Origin of the sequence: Pseudomonas sp. B21-032, assembly GCF_024748965.1 — a bacterium.
In the GTDB taxonomy this organism is placed as follows: Bacteria; Pseudomonadota; Gammaproteobacteria; order Pseudomonadales; family Pseudomonadaceae; genus Aquipseudomonas.
Genome location: NZ_CP087180.1, coordinates 4,051,592 through 4,066,469 on the forward strand (window position 1 = coordinate 4,051,592; position 14,878 = coordinate 4,066,469).

Annotated in this window: 16 protein-coding genes; 7 read left to right on the plus strand and 9 right to left on the minus strand. The window is 62.4% G+C overall.

Annotated features, from left to right (window positions below):
• The first annotated feature begins 127 nt into the window (after positions 1 to 127).
• Positions 128 to 427: a PilZ domain-containing protein gene (locus LOY54_RS18625; RefSeq protein WP_045194861.1), complete on the plus strand. Its 300-nt coding sequence runs from the start codon at positions 128 to 130 to the stop codon at positions 425 to 427.
• Between the two features lie 53 nt (positions 428 to 480).
• Here the strand turns inward: LOY54_RS18625 and LOY54_RS18630 are convergent, their stop codons facing one another.
• Positions 481 to 1,182, minus strand: coding sequence for a VacJ family lipoprotein (locus LOY54_RS18630; protein ID WP_045194864.1), 702 nt, complete (start codon positions 1,180 to 1,182; stop codon positions 481 to 483).
• Positions 1,183 to 1,372: 190 nt separating this feature from the next.
• Between LOY54_RS18630 and LOY54_RS18635 the strand changes: the two genes are divergently transcribed.
• Both LOY54_RS18635 and LOY54_RS18640 read left to right on the plus strand, forming a co-directional pair.
• Entirely contained in the window at positions 1,373 to 1,933 is a 561-nt protein-coding gene (locus tag LOY54_RS18635) for a hypothetical protein (RefSeq protein WP_045194865.1), read from the plus strand.
• Positions 1,934 to 2,057: 124 nt separating this feature from the next.
• Positions 2,058 to 2,321, plus strand: a complete 264-nt coding sequence (locus tag LOY54_RS18640) for a DUF4404 family protein (RefSeq protein WP_045194866.1) — start codon at positions 2,058 to 2,060, stop codon at positions 2,319 to 2,321.
• Positions 2,322 to 2,365: 44 nt separating this feature from the next.
• Here LOY54_RS18640 and queF read toward each other — a convergent pair whose 3' ends face one another.
• The gene (gene queF, locus LOY54_RS18645) at positions 2,366 to 3,196 is read right to left on the minus strand and encodes an NADPH-dependent 7-cyano-7-deazaguanine reductase QueF (RefSeq protein ID WP_258607548.1); all 831 of its coding nucleotides are present in this window, start codon (positions 3,194 to 3,196) and stop codon (positions 2,366 to 2,368) included.
• A 68-nt stretch (positions 3,197 to 3,264) separates the two neighbouring features.
• Entirely contained in the window at positions 3,265 to 3,756 is a 492-nt protein-coding gene (locus LOY54_RS18650) for a cupredoxin family protein (protein WP_258607549.1), read from the minus strand.
• Positions 3,757 to 3,912: 156 nt separating this feature from the next.
• On the opposite strand from LOY54_RS18650, the gene LOY54_RS18655 reads away from it, so the two are divergent.
• Positions 3,913 to 4,593 (plus strand): heavy metal response regulator transcription factor, encoded by a 681-nt coding sequence (locus LOY54_RS18655; RefSeq protein WP_045194874.1) that lies wholly within the window; start codon positions 3,913 to 3,915, stop codon positions 4,591 to 4,593.
• Positions 4,590 to 5,939 (plus strand): heavy metal sensor histidine kinase, encoded by a 1,350-nt coding sequence (locus LOY54_RS18660; protein ID WP_258610734.1) that lies wholly within the window; start codon positions 4,590 to 4,592, stop codon positions 5,937 to 5,939. Before LOY54_RS18655 ends, LOY54_RS18660 begins: the two co-directional genes overlap by 4 nt.
• 66 nt (positions 5,940 to 6,005) lie before the next feature.
• On the opposite strand, the gene LOY54_RS18665 is transcribed toward LOY54_RS18660, so the two are convergent.
• The 3 genes from LOY54_RS18665 to LOY54_RS18675 form a co-directional block, all read right to left on the minus strand.
• Positions 6,006 to 7,250, minus strand: coding sequence for a lipoprotein-releasing ABC transporter permease subunit (locus LOY54_RS18665; protein WP_258607550.1), 1,245 nt, complete (start codon positions 7,248 to 7,250; stop codon positions 6,006 to 6,008).
• A gap of 72 nt (positions 7,251 to 7,322) precedes the next feature.
• Positions 7,323 to 8,006, minus strand: coding sequence for a lipoprotein-releasing ABC transporter ATP-binding protein LolD (gene lolD / locus LOY54_RS18670; protein WP_176794235.1), 684 nt, complete (start codon positions 8,004 to 8,006; stop codon positions 7,323 to 7,325).
• A 7-nt stretch (positions 8,007 to 8,013) separates the two neighbouring features.
• Positions 8,014 to 9,264: a lipoprotein-releasing ABC transporter permease subunit gene (locus LOY54_RS18675; RefSeq protein WP_045194878.1), complete on the minus strand. Its 1,251-nt coding sequence runs from the start codon at positions 9,262 to 9,264 to the stop codon at positions 8,014 to 8,016.
• Between the two features lie 94 nt (positions 9,265 to 9,358).
• Here LOY54_RS18675 and LOY54_RS18680 point away from each other — a divergent pair, with 94 nt between their 5' ends.
• A complete protein-coding gene (locus LOY54_RS18680) occupies positions 9,359 to 9,946 on the plus strand; it encodes a PilZ domain-containing protein (RefSeq protein ID WP_045194879.1) in 588 nt (195 codons plus the stop codon).
• A 28-nt stretch (positions 9,947 to 9,974) separates the two neighbouring features.
• Positions 9,975 to 10,697, plus strand: a complete 723-nt coding sequence (locus tag LOY54_RS18685) for a glycerophosphodiester phosphodiesterase (protein WP_045194882.1) — start codon at positions 9,975 to 9,977, stop codon at positions 10,695 to 10,697.
• Between the two features lie 42 nt (positions 10,698 to 10,739).
• Here the strand turns inward: LOY54_RS18685 and sthA are convergent, their stop codons facing one another.
• The 3 genes from sthA to LOY54_RS18700 all read right to left on the minus strand — a co-directional run bounded on the left by sthA (position 10,740) and on the right by LOY54_RS18700 (position 14,841).
• Positions 10,740 to 12,134, minus strand: a complete 1,395-nt coding sequence (gene sthA, locus LOY54_RS18690; RefSeq protein ID WP_038994353.1) for a Si-specific NAD(P)(+) transhydrogenase — start codon at positions 12,132 to 12,134, stop codon at positions 10,740 to 10,742.
• A gap of 171 nt (positions 12,135 to 12,305) precedes the next feature.
• Positions 12,306 to 13,304, minus strand: coding sequence for an FAD:protein FMN transferase (locus LOY54_RS18695; protein WP_258594343.1), 999 nt, complete (start codon positions 13,302 to 13,304; stop codon positions 12,306 to 12,308).
• Between the two features lie 73 nt (positions 13,305 to 13,377).
• Positions 13,378 to 14,841: a glyceraldehyde-3-phosphate dehydrogenase gene (locus LOY54_RS18700; RefSeq protein WP_045194887.1), complete on the minus strand. Its 1,464-nt coding sequence runs from the start codon at positions 14,839 to 14,841 to the stop codon at positions 13,378 to 13,380.
• Positions 14,842 to 14,878: the final 37 nt, after the last annotated feature.

The following is a 14,878-nucleotide window of genomic DNA, read 5'->3' on the forward strand; positions in this document are numbered from 1 at the left end:
CGCAGACGGTACTCCCATCCGCCGGGCGTTTCAAGGGCACACCGATGGTCGCCAATGCTCTTTACAGCCGAAAGCACCGGGAGTTATAAAAACCCCTCCAACCGCAACGCAATGAAAGGATGCCGAGATGAGCTCAGGGCCCATGGACTACAGCGAGAAGCGCGATTTCATTCGCATGCGGGTGGAAGCAGATATAAGCCTGATCCACCAGGGGCAGGTCATCGCCGCCGTCTGCCTCGACCTCTCCAGCAGTGGCATGCAGGTCCAGGCGCCGCAGCCGTTCACGGTTGGCGATCAACTCGAGGTGCGTATCGACTCCGACCATCCGGCACTCAAGGGCCTGGAAGCGAGCACAGAGGTGGTGTGGATTGCCGACCAGCAAGACGGCAAGCAGAAACTCGGCCTGCGCATCCTCAGCATGAAATAATTGCAGACACAAAAAAGGCGACCTGAAGGTCGCCTTTTGTTTACCCGCTCGGATCAGAAGTCGTCGACGACGGCGCCATCCTTGACCTTGAATTCGCGATTTTGCAGGTATGCATTGCGAATGAAGATGTATTTGTCGCCATTGATCAGCTTTTCAGCCGACAGCAGGCTCGCGCGGGTGTCGACCACATCGACGGCGGCAGCGGTGTTGCGGGTCGGCACGTGGTCGATGTAGCGGTACGGTTCGGTGTAGGTGTCCGGGTACTTGCCGATGGCATCGCGCACGGTGCTCGGGCCAAGCAACGGCAGCATTACGTACGGGCCGCTGCTCACGCCCCAGTAGCCGAGGGTCTGGCCAAAGTCTTCGTCATTGCGCTGCAGGCCCATCTTGGTGCCGACATCGAAGAACCCGCCAATACCGAAGGTGGTGTTGACGATCAGCCGCGCAGTATCAACCCCGGCCGCGTGCGGCTTGAGCTGCAGCACGTTGTTGGCCAGGTTGGTGACGTCACCCAGGTTGCGGAACATATTGTGGATGCCGTCTTCGAGGAACTGCGGGGTGACCGCCTGGTACCCCTGTGCCAGCGGCTTGAGCGCGTAGGTGTCGAGCGTGTCGTTGAAGCGGAAGATCGGCCGGTTGATGCTTTCCCAGGGATCTTCTTCAGTGGCCGCCTGGGCCGCGACGACAGGCGCCAACAGTAGGCCGGCACAGACACAAGCCCGGGTCATCCGATCGATCAGGCCGATCCTACGCATAGTGTTACTCCTCGAACTAGGCAGACGCCGCGCGTCCTACGCCAAAAAATGAAGCAAGTATAAAGGCTCTGCTGCCGTTAAGCAGCTTGGCATAAACAACGTCGCAAAAATGTGAACAACTGTGTATCGGCAGCGTCACCAAAAAGTAACAACCCAAGCGTAGCCTGCAAAGTATTTCAGGGACGTTGCCATGCCAGACTCCCCCGCCATCACTGCCCTGCTGTTCGGCTTGCGCGGCTGCCTTGTCGAAGTGAACCCGGGCTCTGATGCCCAGGCACCCTGCCCCACTCCGGGCGCGCTGCCCACCCTTGACTGGCTGTATCAGCAAAAGGTTCCCTGTGCCTGGCTCGATGAGCTGCCCGCTGCAGACGGCAAACAAATGGCCAGCCCCTTGCCGGCCTGGCTCAATGCCTTCCCGGCCTGCAAGACCCCCTGGCCGGCACCGGATGCCTGCTGGCAGGCACTGATGAGCCTCAGGGCGGGCAAACTCGACGGTTGCGTGCTGGTCAGTGGCGAACCACGCCTGCTGCAGTCGGGCCTCAACGCCGGGTTGTGGACCATCGGCCTGGCCGCCTGCGGGCCCAGCAGCCAGTGGCAAGCCCTTGGCCCCAAGGAGCAGGAACGCCAGCGTGGCCAGGCCACCTTGCAGTTGTTTGCCTTGGGCGTGCACTCGGTGATCGACCACCTCGAAGCCCTGGCCGACTGCCTGGCAGACATCGGCCAGCGCCGGCGCAAAGGTGAAAAACCCTGAAACAGCACCTTTGATCAGGGTCATGCAAAGCGCTGGCCGGTGGATTACTCTAGTAGACAGGGCATGGACCTTTCACCCGCTAACGGGGTCCATGACTGTGCCTATTCATAGAGGGAGAACACCCATGCCTGCCCAAGAACTGCAAAAGCAACTCACTGAGCTGCGCGAGCAACTGGAGCAGAACCCGCCGCTTTCAGAAGAAGAGCGCCAACACCTGCATGAGCTGATGGAGAAGATCGAGGCCGAGATCAAGCTGGAAGCCGCGACCAAGGACAACAACCTGGTCGATGGCGTCAACCTCGCCGTGGAGCGCTTTGAAGTCGAGCACCCGGGCCTGACCGCCACCTTGCGCAATATCGTTCAGAGCCTGCAAAGCATGGGCATCTAAGCCCGCCGGAATAAAAAAGCCCCGTCATCGAACGGGGCTTTTCGTTACTGGCGAACCAGTCGCAGGTTCTCCAGGGTCACCTGGGAAGTACTGCGGTACGGGTTGATGTCCAGGCCGCCGCGGCGCACGTAACGGGCATAAACCGTCAGGTGTTCGGGGTTGAGCAGGCGCTTGAGGTCAAGGTAGATGCGCTCGACGCACTGCTCATGGAAGTCGGCATGCTGGCGGAAGCTGATCAGGTAGGTCAGCAGGCTGGCATGCTCCAGCGCCGCGCCACGGTAGTGCACGGTGACGCTGCCCCAGTCCGGCTGGCCGGTGACCGGGCAGTTGGACTTGAGCAAATGGCTGTGCAGGGTTTCTTCAACAATGTTGTCGCTGTCGCAACGCAGCAACTCCGGCTGCGGTTGCTCGTAGTTGCTGATGCTGACATCCAGCTCATCGATGCACACGCCCGGCAAGCCGACCACGCCCTGCCCTTCGACCTCAGCCAGGCTGCGGACCTGCACGCCCACCGGCTTGCCGGCGGCAGCCGAGAGGTCCTTGACCAGGCATGCCTGCAGGGCAGCGGGCGATTCGAACACGGTCTGGTTCAGCGAGTTGAGGTACAGCTTGAACGACTTCGACTCGATGATGTTCGGCGAGTCGGCCGGGATGGCGAACTCACCGATTGCCACCACCGGCTTACCCGACGCCAGCAACCAGGACAGCTCGAAGCAGTTCCAGAAATCGACGCCCTGCCATGGCAGGGTCTGGGCGCTGACGCCCAGCTCGACCCATTTTGCCGCCCGCGGGATCGGGAACAGCAGCGAGGGTGTGTAGGTGGAAACGTATTCGCTGGATTTACCCAGCGGAGAATGTTCGGCGGCAGGATGCATGGCTAAAACCTGTAGGAGCAAATGCGCCTAGTTTATCGGTTTTAGGCCATGCTTTGGGCAATCGGCTGTTATTGGCCGATGGTCAGCTTGCCGACCATGCCCGCTTGATAATGACCGGGCACGTTGCAGGCGAACTCGATTGGCGTCGACTGGCTAAAGGTCCAGGTCAGCTCGGCGCTTTTGCCAGGTTCGACCATCACCGTGTTCGGATCGTCATGCTGCATGCTGGCGTGATTCATGTTGCCGTGGCCCATGGCCGAATGGTCCATCTGGCCCTGCATGGCGAGCATTTCTTTCTGGTGCCTGGCGTGCATCACAGCATCGCCGAGGCTGAACTCATGGACTACCGCGCCCTTGTTCACCAGCACGAAGCGCACGGTCTCCCCGGCCTTGACCTCAAGGCTGCGCGGCGCGTAATACATGTCGCCCATCACCACCTCGACGCTGCGGGTGGCCTTGCTCGCAGGCGCAGGCTGGCCGAAGGTGTAGGAATGCGCGGGCGACGCCAAGGCTGGAAGGCTGAACAGCGCCAGTGCGCCAATGATAAAAAGGTGTTTCATTTCAAGCCCACTCCAGGGTTGCGACGGTTCAGGCTTCACTGTAGAAAATCGCCGCTGGCAGTCACCTGACAAAAACATTACAACTTTGTCAGCTTGGCCACCCGCCACGCCCGCCGCGGTATAACCCTGCGGCAATCCACGTAAAAGAGCCAGCCGATGAAACTGTTGATCGTCGAAGACCAGACCAAGACCGGCCAGTACTTGTGCCAGGGCCTCAGTGAAGCGGGCTTTGCCACCGAGCTTGCCAGCGACGGCAATACCGGCCAGCACCTGGCCCTGACCGGCGACTATGACTTGCTGATCCTCGACGTCATGCTGCCGGGCCGCGATGGCTGGCAGATCCTCCAGGCGGTGCGCGCCGCCGGCCTGGAAATCCCGGTGCTGTTCCTCACCGCCCGCGACGCCGTCGAAGACCGCGTGCACGGCCTGGAACTGGGCGCCGACGATTACCTGGTCAAGCCGTTCGCCTTCTCTGAACTGCTGGCACGGGTGCGCAGCCTGCTGCGCCGCGGCAGCAGCCCGGCACAGGAAACCAGCCTGGGCCTGGCCGACCTGCGCCTGGACCTGATCCGCCGCCGGGTCGAACGCACAGGACAGCGCATCGACTTGACCGCCAAGGAGTTCGCCCTGCTCGAACTGCTGCTGCGCCGCCAGGGCGAAGTGCTGCCCAAGTCGCTGATCGCCTCGCAGGTATGGGATATGAACTTTGACAGCGACACCAACGTCATCGAAGTGGCGATCCGCCGCCTGCGCCTGAAGATCGACGATGCCCACGACAACAAGCTAATCCATACCGTGCGCGGCATGGGTTATGTGCTTGAAGAGCGCAGCGCCTGATGCGCCGCCTGTCCCTCGGTAGTCGCCTGGCACTGCTGTTTGCCGCCTGCACGGCAGTGGTGTCGCTGACTGCCGGTATCCTTTTTAGCCGCGCCAGTGCCACCCACTTCATCGAGCTCGACCAGCAACTGCTCAACAGCCGCCTGTCATTGCTGCGCCAAATGCTCGAAGGCGTGGACGACCCGGCCAGCCTCGCCCCGCGCCTGCCTGCCCTGCAAACCGAACTCAGCCACCAGGCCGACCTTGCCGTGCGCATTCGCGGCCGGGACGGGCGCATCTGGTTCGACAGCCAGGCCGGCCTGCCCGAGTCGCCGCAAGTGCTCGGCCTGAGTACCCTGCACAGCAGCGGCGTCGACTTTCGCAGCCTGTGTGTCAACCTCAACGGTGGCGACGCCCAGCTGACGCTGTTTCTCGACATCACCCACCATCAGCATTTCCTCCAGCGCATGCAGCAGCTGATCTGGCTGACCGTCGGCCTTTCGGCGCTGGCGACCGCGCTGCTCGGCGCCTGGGCCGCGCGCAGCGGGCTGCGGCCACTGCGGCAGATGGGCGAGGTGGCCTCCGGGGTATCGGCACGCTCGCTGACCACACGCCTGCCCGAAGGGCAAATGCCGGTGGAACTGGCGGAACTGGCGCAGACCGTCAACGCCATGCTCGAACGCCTGGACGATGCCTTTCAGCGCCTCTCGGCGTTCTCTGCCGACATTGCCCACGAGCTGCGCACGCCGCTGTCCAACCTGCTAACCCACACCCAGGTAACCCTGACCCGGCCGCGCAGCCTGGATGACTACCGCGAGGCGCTGCACAGCAACCTCGAAGAGCTGCAATGGATGGCGCAACTGGTCAACGACATGCTCTACCTGGCCAAGGCTGACCACGGTTTGCTGATGCCCAGCCGCCAGCAACTGGCACTTGAAGACGAGGCCGATGCCTTGCTCGAATACTACGCACCGCTGGCTGAAGATGCCGAGGTAAGCCTGAGCCGTGAGGGCCAGGCGCCGCTTGCCGGCGACCGGCATATGCTGCGCCGGGCGCTGTCCAATTTGCTCGACAACGCCCTGCGCTTTACCGCGGCCGGCGGCGAGATACGTGTGACCATCGAGCGACACCAAGACGGAGTAAGGCTGCAGGTGGCCAACCGCGGTGAGCCGATTGACCCGGCGTTGCTGCCGAAGTTGTTTGATCGTTTCTACCGGGCAGACCCGGCACGGCGCGAAGGCAGCAGTGAGCATGCGGGGTTGGGGCTGGCGATTACCCGTTCGATCGTGCAGGCGCACGGCGGGCGTATTCGCGGGGAGTCAGCTGGGGGCTGGACGCGGTTCGTGATCGACTTGCCGACGGTGTGAATACCATCGCGGGGCAAGCCCGCTCCTACAGCCGGTGTAGGAGCGGGCTTGCCCCGCGATCAGCCATCACTCGTAACGCAAGGCGTACGCCGGCTCTACCTGCGAAGCCCGCCAGGCCGGGTACAGGGTGGCCAGGAAGCTCATGATCAGGCCGGCGCTACAGATCAGCGCCACGTCGCCCCATTGCAGTTCCGACGGCAAGGTACTGATGAAGTACACGTCCGAGGTGAAGATGTGCTGGCCGCTGACCCGCTCCAGCCAGCCGACGATCTGGCTGACGTTGAGCGCGGCAATCACCCCCAGCACGCCGCCGATCAAGGTACCGACGATACCGATCAGGCTGCCCTGAACCATGAAGGTGCCCATGATCTGCGCCGGCGTTGCGCCGATGGTGCGCAGGATGGCGATGTCGGCGCCCTTGTCGTTGACCACCATGATCAGCGTGGCAATGATGTTGAACGCCGCCACGGCGATGATCAGCAGCAGCAACAGGCCGATCATGGTCTTTTCCATCTTCATGGCGCTGAACAGGCTGCCCTGGGTGTGGGTCCAGTCATCGGCGCGGTATTGCTCGCCAAGGCTTGTGGTAATCGCCTTGGACACCTGCGGCGCCGCGTACAGGTCCTTGACCTTGAGGCGCACGCCCTGCACCTGGTTCGGCGCCCAGCGCTGCATCTGCGCGGCGTCGGCCATGTGCATCAGGCCCAGCGAGCCGTCGAGCTCGGCGCCAACCTTGAATACCCCGACCACGTTCAGGCGCTGCATGCGCGGGGTGATGCCACCCGGCGCGCTGCTGACTTCGGGCACGATCAGGGTCAGTTTGTCGCCGACATTGAGGCGAAAGCGGCGCGCGGTGATTTCACCGATGACCACGCCGAACTCACCCGGCTTGAGGTCTTCAAGGTTGCCCTGGACGATATGCTGGGCAACGATCGAGACCTTGCCCTCCTCGGCCGGGTCGATGCCGCTGACCTGGATCGGCTGCATCGAGCCCTTGTAAGAGAGCATGCCTTCCATCTCGGTCAGTGGCGCGGCGGCGATCACTTCAGGGTTTTTCAAGGCTTGCGCCGCCACCGGCCGCCAGTCGTCCAGCGGCTGGGCACCGAGCACGCTGGCGTGCGGCACCATGCCGAGGATGCGCGAGCTCATTTCGCGCTGGAAGCCGTTCATCACCGACAGCACCACGATCATCGCCAGCACGCCCAGGGACAGGCCGATCATCGAGGTCATGGAAATGAACGAGATGAAATGGTTGCGGCGCTTGGCGCGGGTGTAGCGCGCGCCGATGAAAATAGACAAGGGTCTGAACATGAACGAAAGCACCCGGGTAAAGAAAAGGAACCAGGTGCCCGCCTGACAGCGGCGGGCACGTTGCGCGGGCAATCAGATCGGTACCAGGTGCCCGTCTTCCAGGCGCAGTACGCGGTCCATCTGGCGCGCCAGGTTGAGATCGTGGGTCACCACCAGGAAGGCCGTCTGCGAAGAGCTGCTGAGCTCCTGCATCAAGTCCTGGATACCCTGGGCGGTGTGATGGTCGAGGTTGCCGGTAGGCTCGTCGAGCATCACCAGCCCCGGACGGTTGACCAGCGCCCGGGCGATGGCCACGCGCTGGCGTTCGCCACCGGACAGCTCGGCCGGCTTGTGGCTCAGGCGATGGCCCAGGCCGACGCGCTTGAGCAGCGCTTCGGCGCGCTCGCGGGCTTCGGGGATGGCGGTGCGACCGATCAGCAGCGGCATGCACACGTTCTCCAGCGCCGTGAACTCCGGCAGCAGGTGGTGGAACTGGTAGACGAAGCCCAGGGCGCGGTTGCGCAGCAGGCCACGGGCGCGTTCGCCCAATGCCGAGAGCTCTTCGCCGGCCAGCCAGACGCTGCCTTCGGTCGGGGTATCGAGGCCGCCGAGCAGGTTGAGCAAAGTACTCTTGCCTGAACCGGAGCTACCGACGATCGCCACCCGCTCGCCCGGGTGCAGCTCCAGCTGCAGGCCGGACAACACCTGGACTTTCTCCGGGCCTTCCTCGTAGGACTTGCCCAGGTTGCGGCAACTCAGCACTGCTTTATCACTCATGCCCAACTCACTCATAACGTAGCGCCTCCGCAGGCTGGGTGCGTGCCGCACGCCAGGCCGGATACAAGGTGGCGAGGAAACTCAGGACCAATGCCGCGCCGCAGACCATCCACACGTCCTCGGCCATGATCTGCGATGGCAGGTAGTCGATGAAGTAGACGTCGGCATTGAGGAACTTGTGCCCGATCAGGGTCTCGATGCCGGCAATCGCGGCGCTGACATTGAGCGCGGCGAAAATGCCCACCAACGCGCCGATCAGGGTGCCGACCACGCCGATCACCGTGCCCTGGACCATGAAGATGGCCATGATCTGCCCCGGCGTCGAGCCCAGGGTGCGCAAGATGGCGATGTCGCCCTTCTTGTCGTTGACCACCATCACCAGGGTGGAAATGATGTTGAACGCGGCCACCGCGACAATCAGCAGCAACAGCAGGCCGATCATGGCTTTTTCCATGCGGATCGCCTGGTACAGGTTACCGTGGCTGCGGGTCCAGTCGCGGGCGTAGAACTCCTGCTCGCCCAGCTTCTGGGCGATGTCCCAGGCAACCCGGGGGGCCTGGAACAGGTCGTCGAACTTCAGGCGCAGGCCCTGCACCTGGTCGGCTTTCCAACGGTGCAGGCGCGACAGGTCCGACAGGTTGGTCAGGCCCAGGTAGCCGTCGATTTCACCGGCGCCGACATGGAAGATGCCGACCACGGTAAAGCGCTTCATGCGTGGGAACATGCCGGCCGGAGTGACGGTGACCTCGGGGGCGACGAAGGTCAGTTTGTCACCGATGCCGACGCCCAGCTTGGCCGCCGCCTTGTCGCCGATCATGATGCCGAAGCCGCCAGGGGCCAGGTCATCGAGCTTACCCTCGCGGATAAAGTCGTCGATGATCGAGACCTTGCGCTCCTGGGCCGGGTCGATGCCGTTGAGCAGCACCTTCTGCACCTTGCCGTCATGGGTCAGCAGGCCCTGCATCTGGGTGAAGGGCGCCACCGCCAGAACCTGCGGGTTCTGCTTTACTTGACTGGCAAGGGCGGGCCAGTCGTTGATCGGCTGGCCGGTTTCCAGTGTGGCGTGGGGCACCATGCCCAACACCCGGGTGCGCATCTCGTGATCGAAGCCATTCATGACCGACAACACCACGATCATCACGACAACGCCCAGGGCGAGGCCGATCATCGAGGTCAGGGAAATGAACGAGACGAAGTGGTTGCGACGCTTGGCACGGGTATAACGCGTGCCGATGAATACGAAGAGAGGTCTGAACATGTCGGGGCTTGTTCGGATGAAAGAGGAACGTCCTTGTGGCGGGGCTTGATTAGCAGCTTTACACTCAGACCACCGCCGCTACCATGGGTTCGCCATGTCGACATTAGATGAAGAAGATCGCCGCGAATACTACCGTATCGAGGATCGGATCGCACTGGAAATTAGCCCGTTGAGCGCCGCCGAAGCGCTTGGCACAGACTTGTTGCAAGATACTTCACCGCTGTTCAACCTGCTCAGTGAACTGCACCTGAGCGAGTTCGAGTCCCAGCACCTGCTGCGCCAGCTCAGTGACAAGGACCGCACCCTGGCGGCCTTTCTCAAGGCCCAGAACAAACGCATCGACCTGCTCAGTGCCGTGGTTGCGCAGACCCTGCTCGGGCAATTAAGCGCGCCGCAGGCGGTAGTGCTGTCCGAGGGCGGCATCGAGTTCAACCGCGCCGAGCCGCTGGCGGCCGGCGAGCGCGTGGCCGTGAAGATGGTGCTGATGCCCCAGGCCCTGGGCTTGCTGCTGCGCGCCAAGGTCACCCATTGCGACCGCCAGGCCGACGGCCAGTACGAGATCGGCACCGAGTTCGTCGACACCACCGACGCCCAGCGCCAGCTGCTGGCCCGCTACATCCTGCAACGCCAAGCGCAACAACGACGCCAGGCCCTGGAGCAGAACGACCCAAGCGCCTCCTGAGTTTCACTTATTTGTTGAAGGAACAGACGTGACCACGATTTACGGCCACCGCGGCGCCAAGGGCGAAGCCCCCGAAAACACCCTCACCAGCTTCCAGCAGTGCCTCAAGCATGGCGTGCGCCGCTGCGAGCTCGACCTGCACCTGTCGGCTGACAACCAGCTGATGGTGATTCACGACCCCAGCCTCAAGCGCACCACCGGCCGGCGCGGCAAGGTGGTTGAACACAGCGCCGCCGACCTTGCCACCTACGACGCGCGCAAGGGTGGCCCGGGCTGGGTCTCGCCCTGCCCGATCCCGCGACTTGAGGAGCTGTTTGAAAAGTGCGATTTCGAGCACTGGCAGCTTGAGGTCAAGAGCGCCTCGCGCACCCGCGCCGCCACCACTGTGCTGGCGATCCGCGAAATGGCCCAGCAGTTCGGCCTGCTCGACAAGATCACCATCACCTCAAGCTCACGGGAAGTGCTGGGCGCAGCGCTGGAGCTGACTCCGGATATTTCCAGAGGACTGGTGGCCGAATACGCCTGGCTCGACCCGCTGAAGGTCGCCCAGAACTACGGCTGCAACTTGCTGGCGTTGAACTGGACACTGTGCACCCCCGAGCGCCTGATCAAGGCCCAGCGCCAGGGTTTGCACGTGTCGGTGTGGACAGTCAACGAGCCGGCGCTGATGCGCAGGCTCGCCGACTTCGGCGTAGACAGCCTGATTACAGACTTTCCCGGTTTGGCCAGCGCCACCCTCGAGAATCGCTGAAATCGGTCTCCCCGGCCGGCTCAGGCCACCGGCCGGAGCCGCTCAAAAAAGCCGGTTGAGGCCGTCGTAAGCCGCTACCCGATAGGCTTCGGCCATGGTCGGGTAGTTGAAGGTGGTGTTGACGAAGTACTTCAGGGTATTGCGCTCACCCGGCTGGTCCATGATCGCCTGGCCGATGTGAACGATCTCCGAGGCCTGGTAGCCGAAGCAGTGCACGCCGAGGATTTCCAGGGTTTCGCGGTGGAACAGGATCTTCAGCATGCCTTGTGGCTCACCGGCAATCTGCGCCCGGGCCATGCTCTTGAAGAAGGCCTTGCCGACTTCGTAAGGCACCTTGGCCTGGGTCAGCTCCTGCTCGTTCTTGCCGATCGAGCTGATCTCCGGAATGGTGTAGATGCCGGTCGGCACATCGTTGACGAAGCGCCAGCTGCCATTGTCGACGATGCTGCCAGCAGCCGAGCGGCCCTGGTCGTGGGCGGCACTGGCCAGGCTCGGCCAGCCGATCACGTCACCGGCACCGTAAATGTTCGCCACGTGGGTGCGGTAGTTTTCGTCGACTTCGATCTGGCCACGGCTATTGACCTTGATGCCGATGTTTTCCAGGCCCAGCTTGTCGGTGTTGCCGGTACGGCCGTTGCACCAGAGCAAGGCATCGGCCTTGATCTTCTTGCCGGATTTCAGGTGCAGGATCACCCCGTTGTCCAGGCCTTCGACACGCTCGTACTCTTCGTTGTGGCGCACGGTGATGTTGTTGTTGCTGAAGTGGTAGCTCAACGCCTGGGAGATTTCCGAGTCGAGGAAGCTCAGCAACTGGCCGCGGTTGTCTACCAGCTCTACCAGCACACCCAGGCCGCTGAAGATCGAGGCGTACTCGCAGCCGATCACACCGGCGCCGTAGACGATCAGTTTGCGCGGGGTGTGGCCGAGGCTGAGGATGGTGTCGCTATCGTAGATACGCGGGTGGTGGAAATCGATATCGGCCGGGCGATACGGGCGCGAACCGGTGGCGATGATGATGTGCTTGGCCACCAGCTTCTCGACCACGCCGTTGGCGCAGACCACTTCGATGGTCTGCTCGTCGGCGAAGCTGCCGGTGCCGAAGAACACGTCGACGCGGTTGCGGGCGTAGTAGCCGGTGCGCGAGGCCACCTGCTTGGAGATCACCTTCTCGGCGCTTTTCAGCACGTCGGGGAACGAGAACCAGCGCGGCTCACCAATGGCCCGGAACATCGGGTTGGTGTTGAACTGCATGATCTGGCGCACCGAGTGACGCAGGGCCTTGGACGGAATGGTACCCAGGTGGGTGCAGTTGCCGCCGACCTGGCGACGGCTATCGACCATCGCCACCTTGCGTCCTGCTTTGGCAGCATTCATTGCCGCCCCTTCTCCTGCGGGGCCGGAACCCAGCACCACTACGTCGTAGTTGTAGACAGCCATGCGTACTCCTTCAGAACAGGCCCACGCGCCACATCGGCGGGCGGGGCTACCTCATGTCGCCAGCGGCGCCATGCAAAAATTCGGGTGCAGTCTAATCAAGCTTGAACGCCGCGCACATTAACCCTTGGTCGCGTCGTAGGCTATTTTTCTCTGCACTACATGTATTCATTGTCAGTTCACCAGCACCTGGGCAAACGCCGGCGTGCTGCGGGAGACGAAACCATCGGCAACCCGGGTCACGAACACTGCGCCAATCCCGTGCCGAAGGGCAAACTCCCAGCCGCGCTCAGGCCCGAGAATCAGCAGCAAGGTCGAATAACCATCAGCCATCAGCGTCGAGCGGTCAAACACCGTCACCGAGGCCAGCTCGTGTTTCACGGGTTTTCCCTGGCGCGCATCGAAGGTGTGTGAATAGCGCTGGCCATTCTCCTCGAAATAATTGCGATAGTCACCGGAGGTCGATACACCAAACCCGTCCACGTCCAGCACTTGCTGGGCTATCTGGCGGTCAGCGCGGGGCAGTTCCAGCGCCACTTTCCACGGGCTGCCGTCGGCCTTGCGCCCGATCGCCTTGAGCTCACCTGTCGCCTCGACCAGCAAATCCGCGACCCCCAGGGCTTTTAGCCGCTCCACCAGCAGGTCTACCGCGTGCCCGGCGGCGATGCTGTTGAAGTCCACTTCCACCGGCGCATCCTTGCACAGCTGCTCGCCAACTATGCGCAAATGCCCATGCCCGACCCGCTGGCGAGTGGCAGCCAGGGCCTGGGCATCCGGTACTTTTTCCATCCGCGACTGCGGGCCAAAGCCCCACAGGTCGAGCAAGGGCTCCACGGTCAGGTCAAAAGCGCCGTCACTTTGCTGCGCCAGTTGCTCGCCGACCCGCACCAGTTGCAGTACGTCGGCCGGCATCGACTGGCAGCTATTGGCCGGCAGCCTGTTGAAAGCTTCGGTCAAAGAATCACTACGGTAGGTGGAAAAACGCCTGTCGACACCCTCGAGAATCCGCTCGACCTCGCGCTTGACCAGCTCCGGTGCCGGCCCCTGGGGCGTACGCACATACTGCACGGTGTAGCTGCTGCCCATGGTCGGGCCACTGATGCGCTCCAGGGTGTTGCCTTGCCCGCACCCGGCCAGGCCCAGCATCACACCGATCAACACTGCCTTGCGCATCCAGCCTCCTGGGAAAATTCAGGCAAAAAAAACGGGAACCCTGAGGTTCCCGTCTTTCACGATCAAGCCAAGCTTAGCGTGGGAAAGCAGGCGGATTGACGCCAGCCATGTCTTCCATCACGCGCACTACCTGGCAGCTGTAACCGAATTCGTTGTCGTACCAGACGTACAGGACAACACGGTTATCGTTGCAGATGGTGGCTTCGGCATCGACCACACCGGCGTGGCGCGAACCGACGAAGTCGGTGGAGACCACTTCCTGGGAGCTCACGTAGTCGATCTGCTTGTGCAGGTCCGAGTGCATGGCCATCTGGCGCAGGTACTCGTTGATCTCTTCGCGATTGGTGGCTTTTTCCAGGTTCAGGTTGAGGATGGCCATCGACACGTTCGGCGTTGGTACGCGGATCGCATTGCCGGTCAGCTTGCCCTTGAGCACTGGCAGTGCCTTGGCGGCTGCAGTGGCAGCACCGGTCTCGGTGATAACCATGTTCAGCGGCGCGGCGCGGCCACGACGGCTGCCCTTGTGGAAGTTGTCGATCAGGTTCTGGTCGTTGGTGAACGAGTGAACGGTTTCAACGTGGCCGTTGACGATACCGAACTTGTCGTTGACCGCTTTGAGCACAGGAACGATGGCGTTGGTGGTGCAGGAAGCCGCGGAGATGATCTTGTCATCAGCGCTGATTTCGCCATGGTTGATGCCGTGCACGATGTTCTTCAGCGCGCCCTTGCCAGGTGCGGTGAGGATCACGCGGGCAGCGCCCGGGCAGGCCAGGTGCTGGCCCAGGCCGTCGGCGTCGCGCCATACACCGGTGTTGTCGACGATCAGGGCATTCTCGATGCCGTACTGGGTGTAGTCGACTTCGCTCGGGTTCTTGGCGTAGATAACCTGGATCAGGTTGCCGTTGGCGGTGATGGTGTTGTTGGCTTCGTCGATGGTGATGGTGCCATCGAACGGGCCGTGCACCGAGTCACGACGCAGCAGGCTGGCACGCTTGACCAGATCGTTCTCGGCGCCTTTGCGCACGACGATGGCGCGCAGACGCAGGCCGTCGCCACCACCGGTTTTTTCGATCAGGATGCGCGCCAGCAGGCGGCCGATACGACCGAAGCCGTACAACACGACGTCGGTGCCTTTGCGTGCCGAAGCGTTTTGCTGGCCAACCACGTCAGCCATTTCTTCACGCACGAACTGCTCGGCAGTACGGCCGTTGCCTTCTTGCTTGAACTTGTTGGCCAGCTTGCCCAGGTCGACCGAGGCGGCGCCCAGTTTCAGCTCGCTCATGGCTTTGAGCAGCGGGAATGTCTCGTGTACAGACAGTTCGGTTTCGTCGGTCTGGCGATGACGGGCAAAGCGGTGTGCTTTGAGGATCGAGATCACCGAGCGGTTGATCAGGCTACGGCCATAGATCGAGCTCACCACATTGTTATTGCGGTAGAGCTGACCGATAAGCGGGATCATCGCTTCTGCAAGCGCTTCACGATCAATCCACTCACCAAGACACTGGTCGGGCTTCTGAGTCACGGGAACCTTCCACATGTAGGGACAGAAAAAAGGGGCTACATTATGACGCCCC

Coding starts and splice junctions, on each gene's coding strand:
- LOY54_RS18680 (WP_045194879.1), top strand. CDS start 9,359: ATGTCGACATTAGATGAAGAAGATCGCCGCGAATACTACCGTATCGAG.
- LOY54_RS18630 (WP_045194864.1), bottom strand. CDS start 1,182: ATGCGTAGGATCGGCCTGATCGATCGGATGACCCGGGCTTGTGTCTGT.
- LOY54_RS18655 (WP_045194874.1), top strand. CDS start 3,913: ATGAAACTGTTGATCGTCGAAGACCAGACCAAGACCGGCCAGTACTTG.
- LOY54_RS18650 (WP_258607549.1), bottom strand. CDS start 3,756: ATGAAACACCTTTTTATCATTGGCGCACTGGCGCTGTTCAGCCTTCCA.
- queF (WP_258607548.1), bottom strand. CDS start 3,196: ATGCATCCTGCCGCCGAACATTCTCCGCTGGGTAAATCCAGCGAATAC.
- LOY54_RS18675 (WP_045194878.1), bottom strand. CDS start 9,264: ATGTTCAGACCTCTCTTCGTATTCATCGGCACGCGTTATACCCGTGCC.
- LOY54_RS18635 (WP_045194865.1), top strand. CDS start 1,373: ATGCCAGACTCCCCCGCCATCACTGCCCTGCTGTTCGGCTTGCGCGGC.
- LOY54_RS18695 (WP_258594343.1), bottom strand. CDS start 13,304: ATGCGCAAGGCAGTGTTGATCGGTGTGATGCTGGGCCTGGCCGGGTGC.
- sthA (WP_038994353.1), bottom strand. CDS start 12,134: ATGGCTGTCTACAACTACGACGTAGTGGTGCTGGGTTCCGGCCCCGCA.
- lolD (WP_176794235.1), bottom strand. CDS start 8,006: ATGAGTGATAAAGCAGTGCTGAGTTGCCGCAACCTGGGCAAGTCCTAC.
- LOY54_RS18665 (WP_258607550.1), bottom strand. CDS start 7,250: ATGTTCAGACCCTTGTCTATTTTCATCGGCGCGCGCTACACCCGCGCC.
- LOY54_RS18640 (WP_045194866.1), top strand. CDS start 2,058: ATGCCTGCCCAAGAACTGCAAAAGCAACTCACTGAGCTGCGCGAGCAA.
- LOY54_RS18625 (WP_045194861.1), top strand. CDS start 128: ATGAGCTCAGGGCCCATGGACTACAGCGAGAAGCGCGATTTCATTCGC.
- LOY54_RS18700 (WP_045194887.1), bottom strand. CDS start 14,841: ATGTGGAAGGTTCCCGTGACTCAGAAGCCCGACCAGTGTCTTGGTGAG.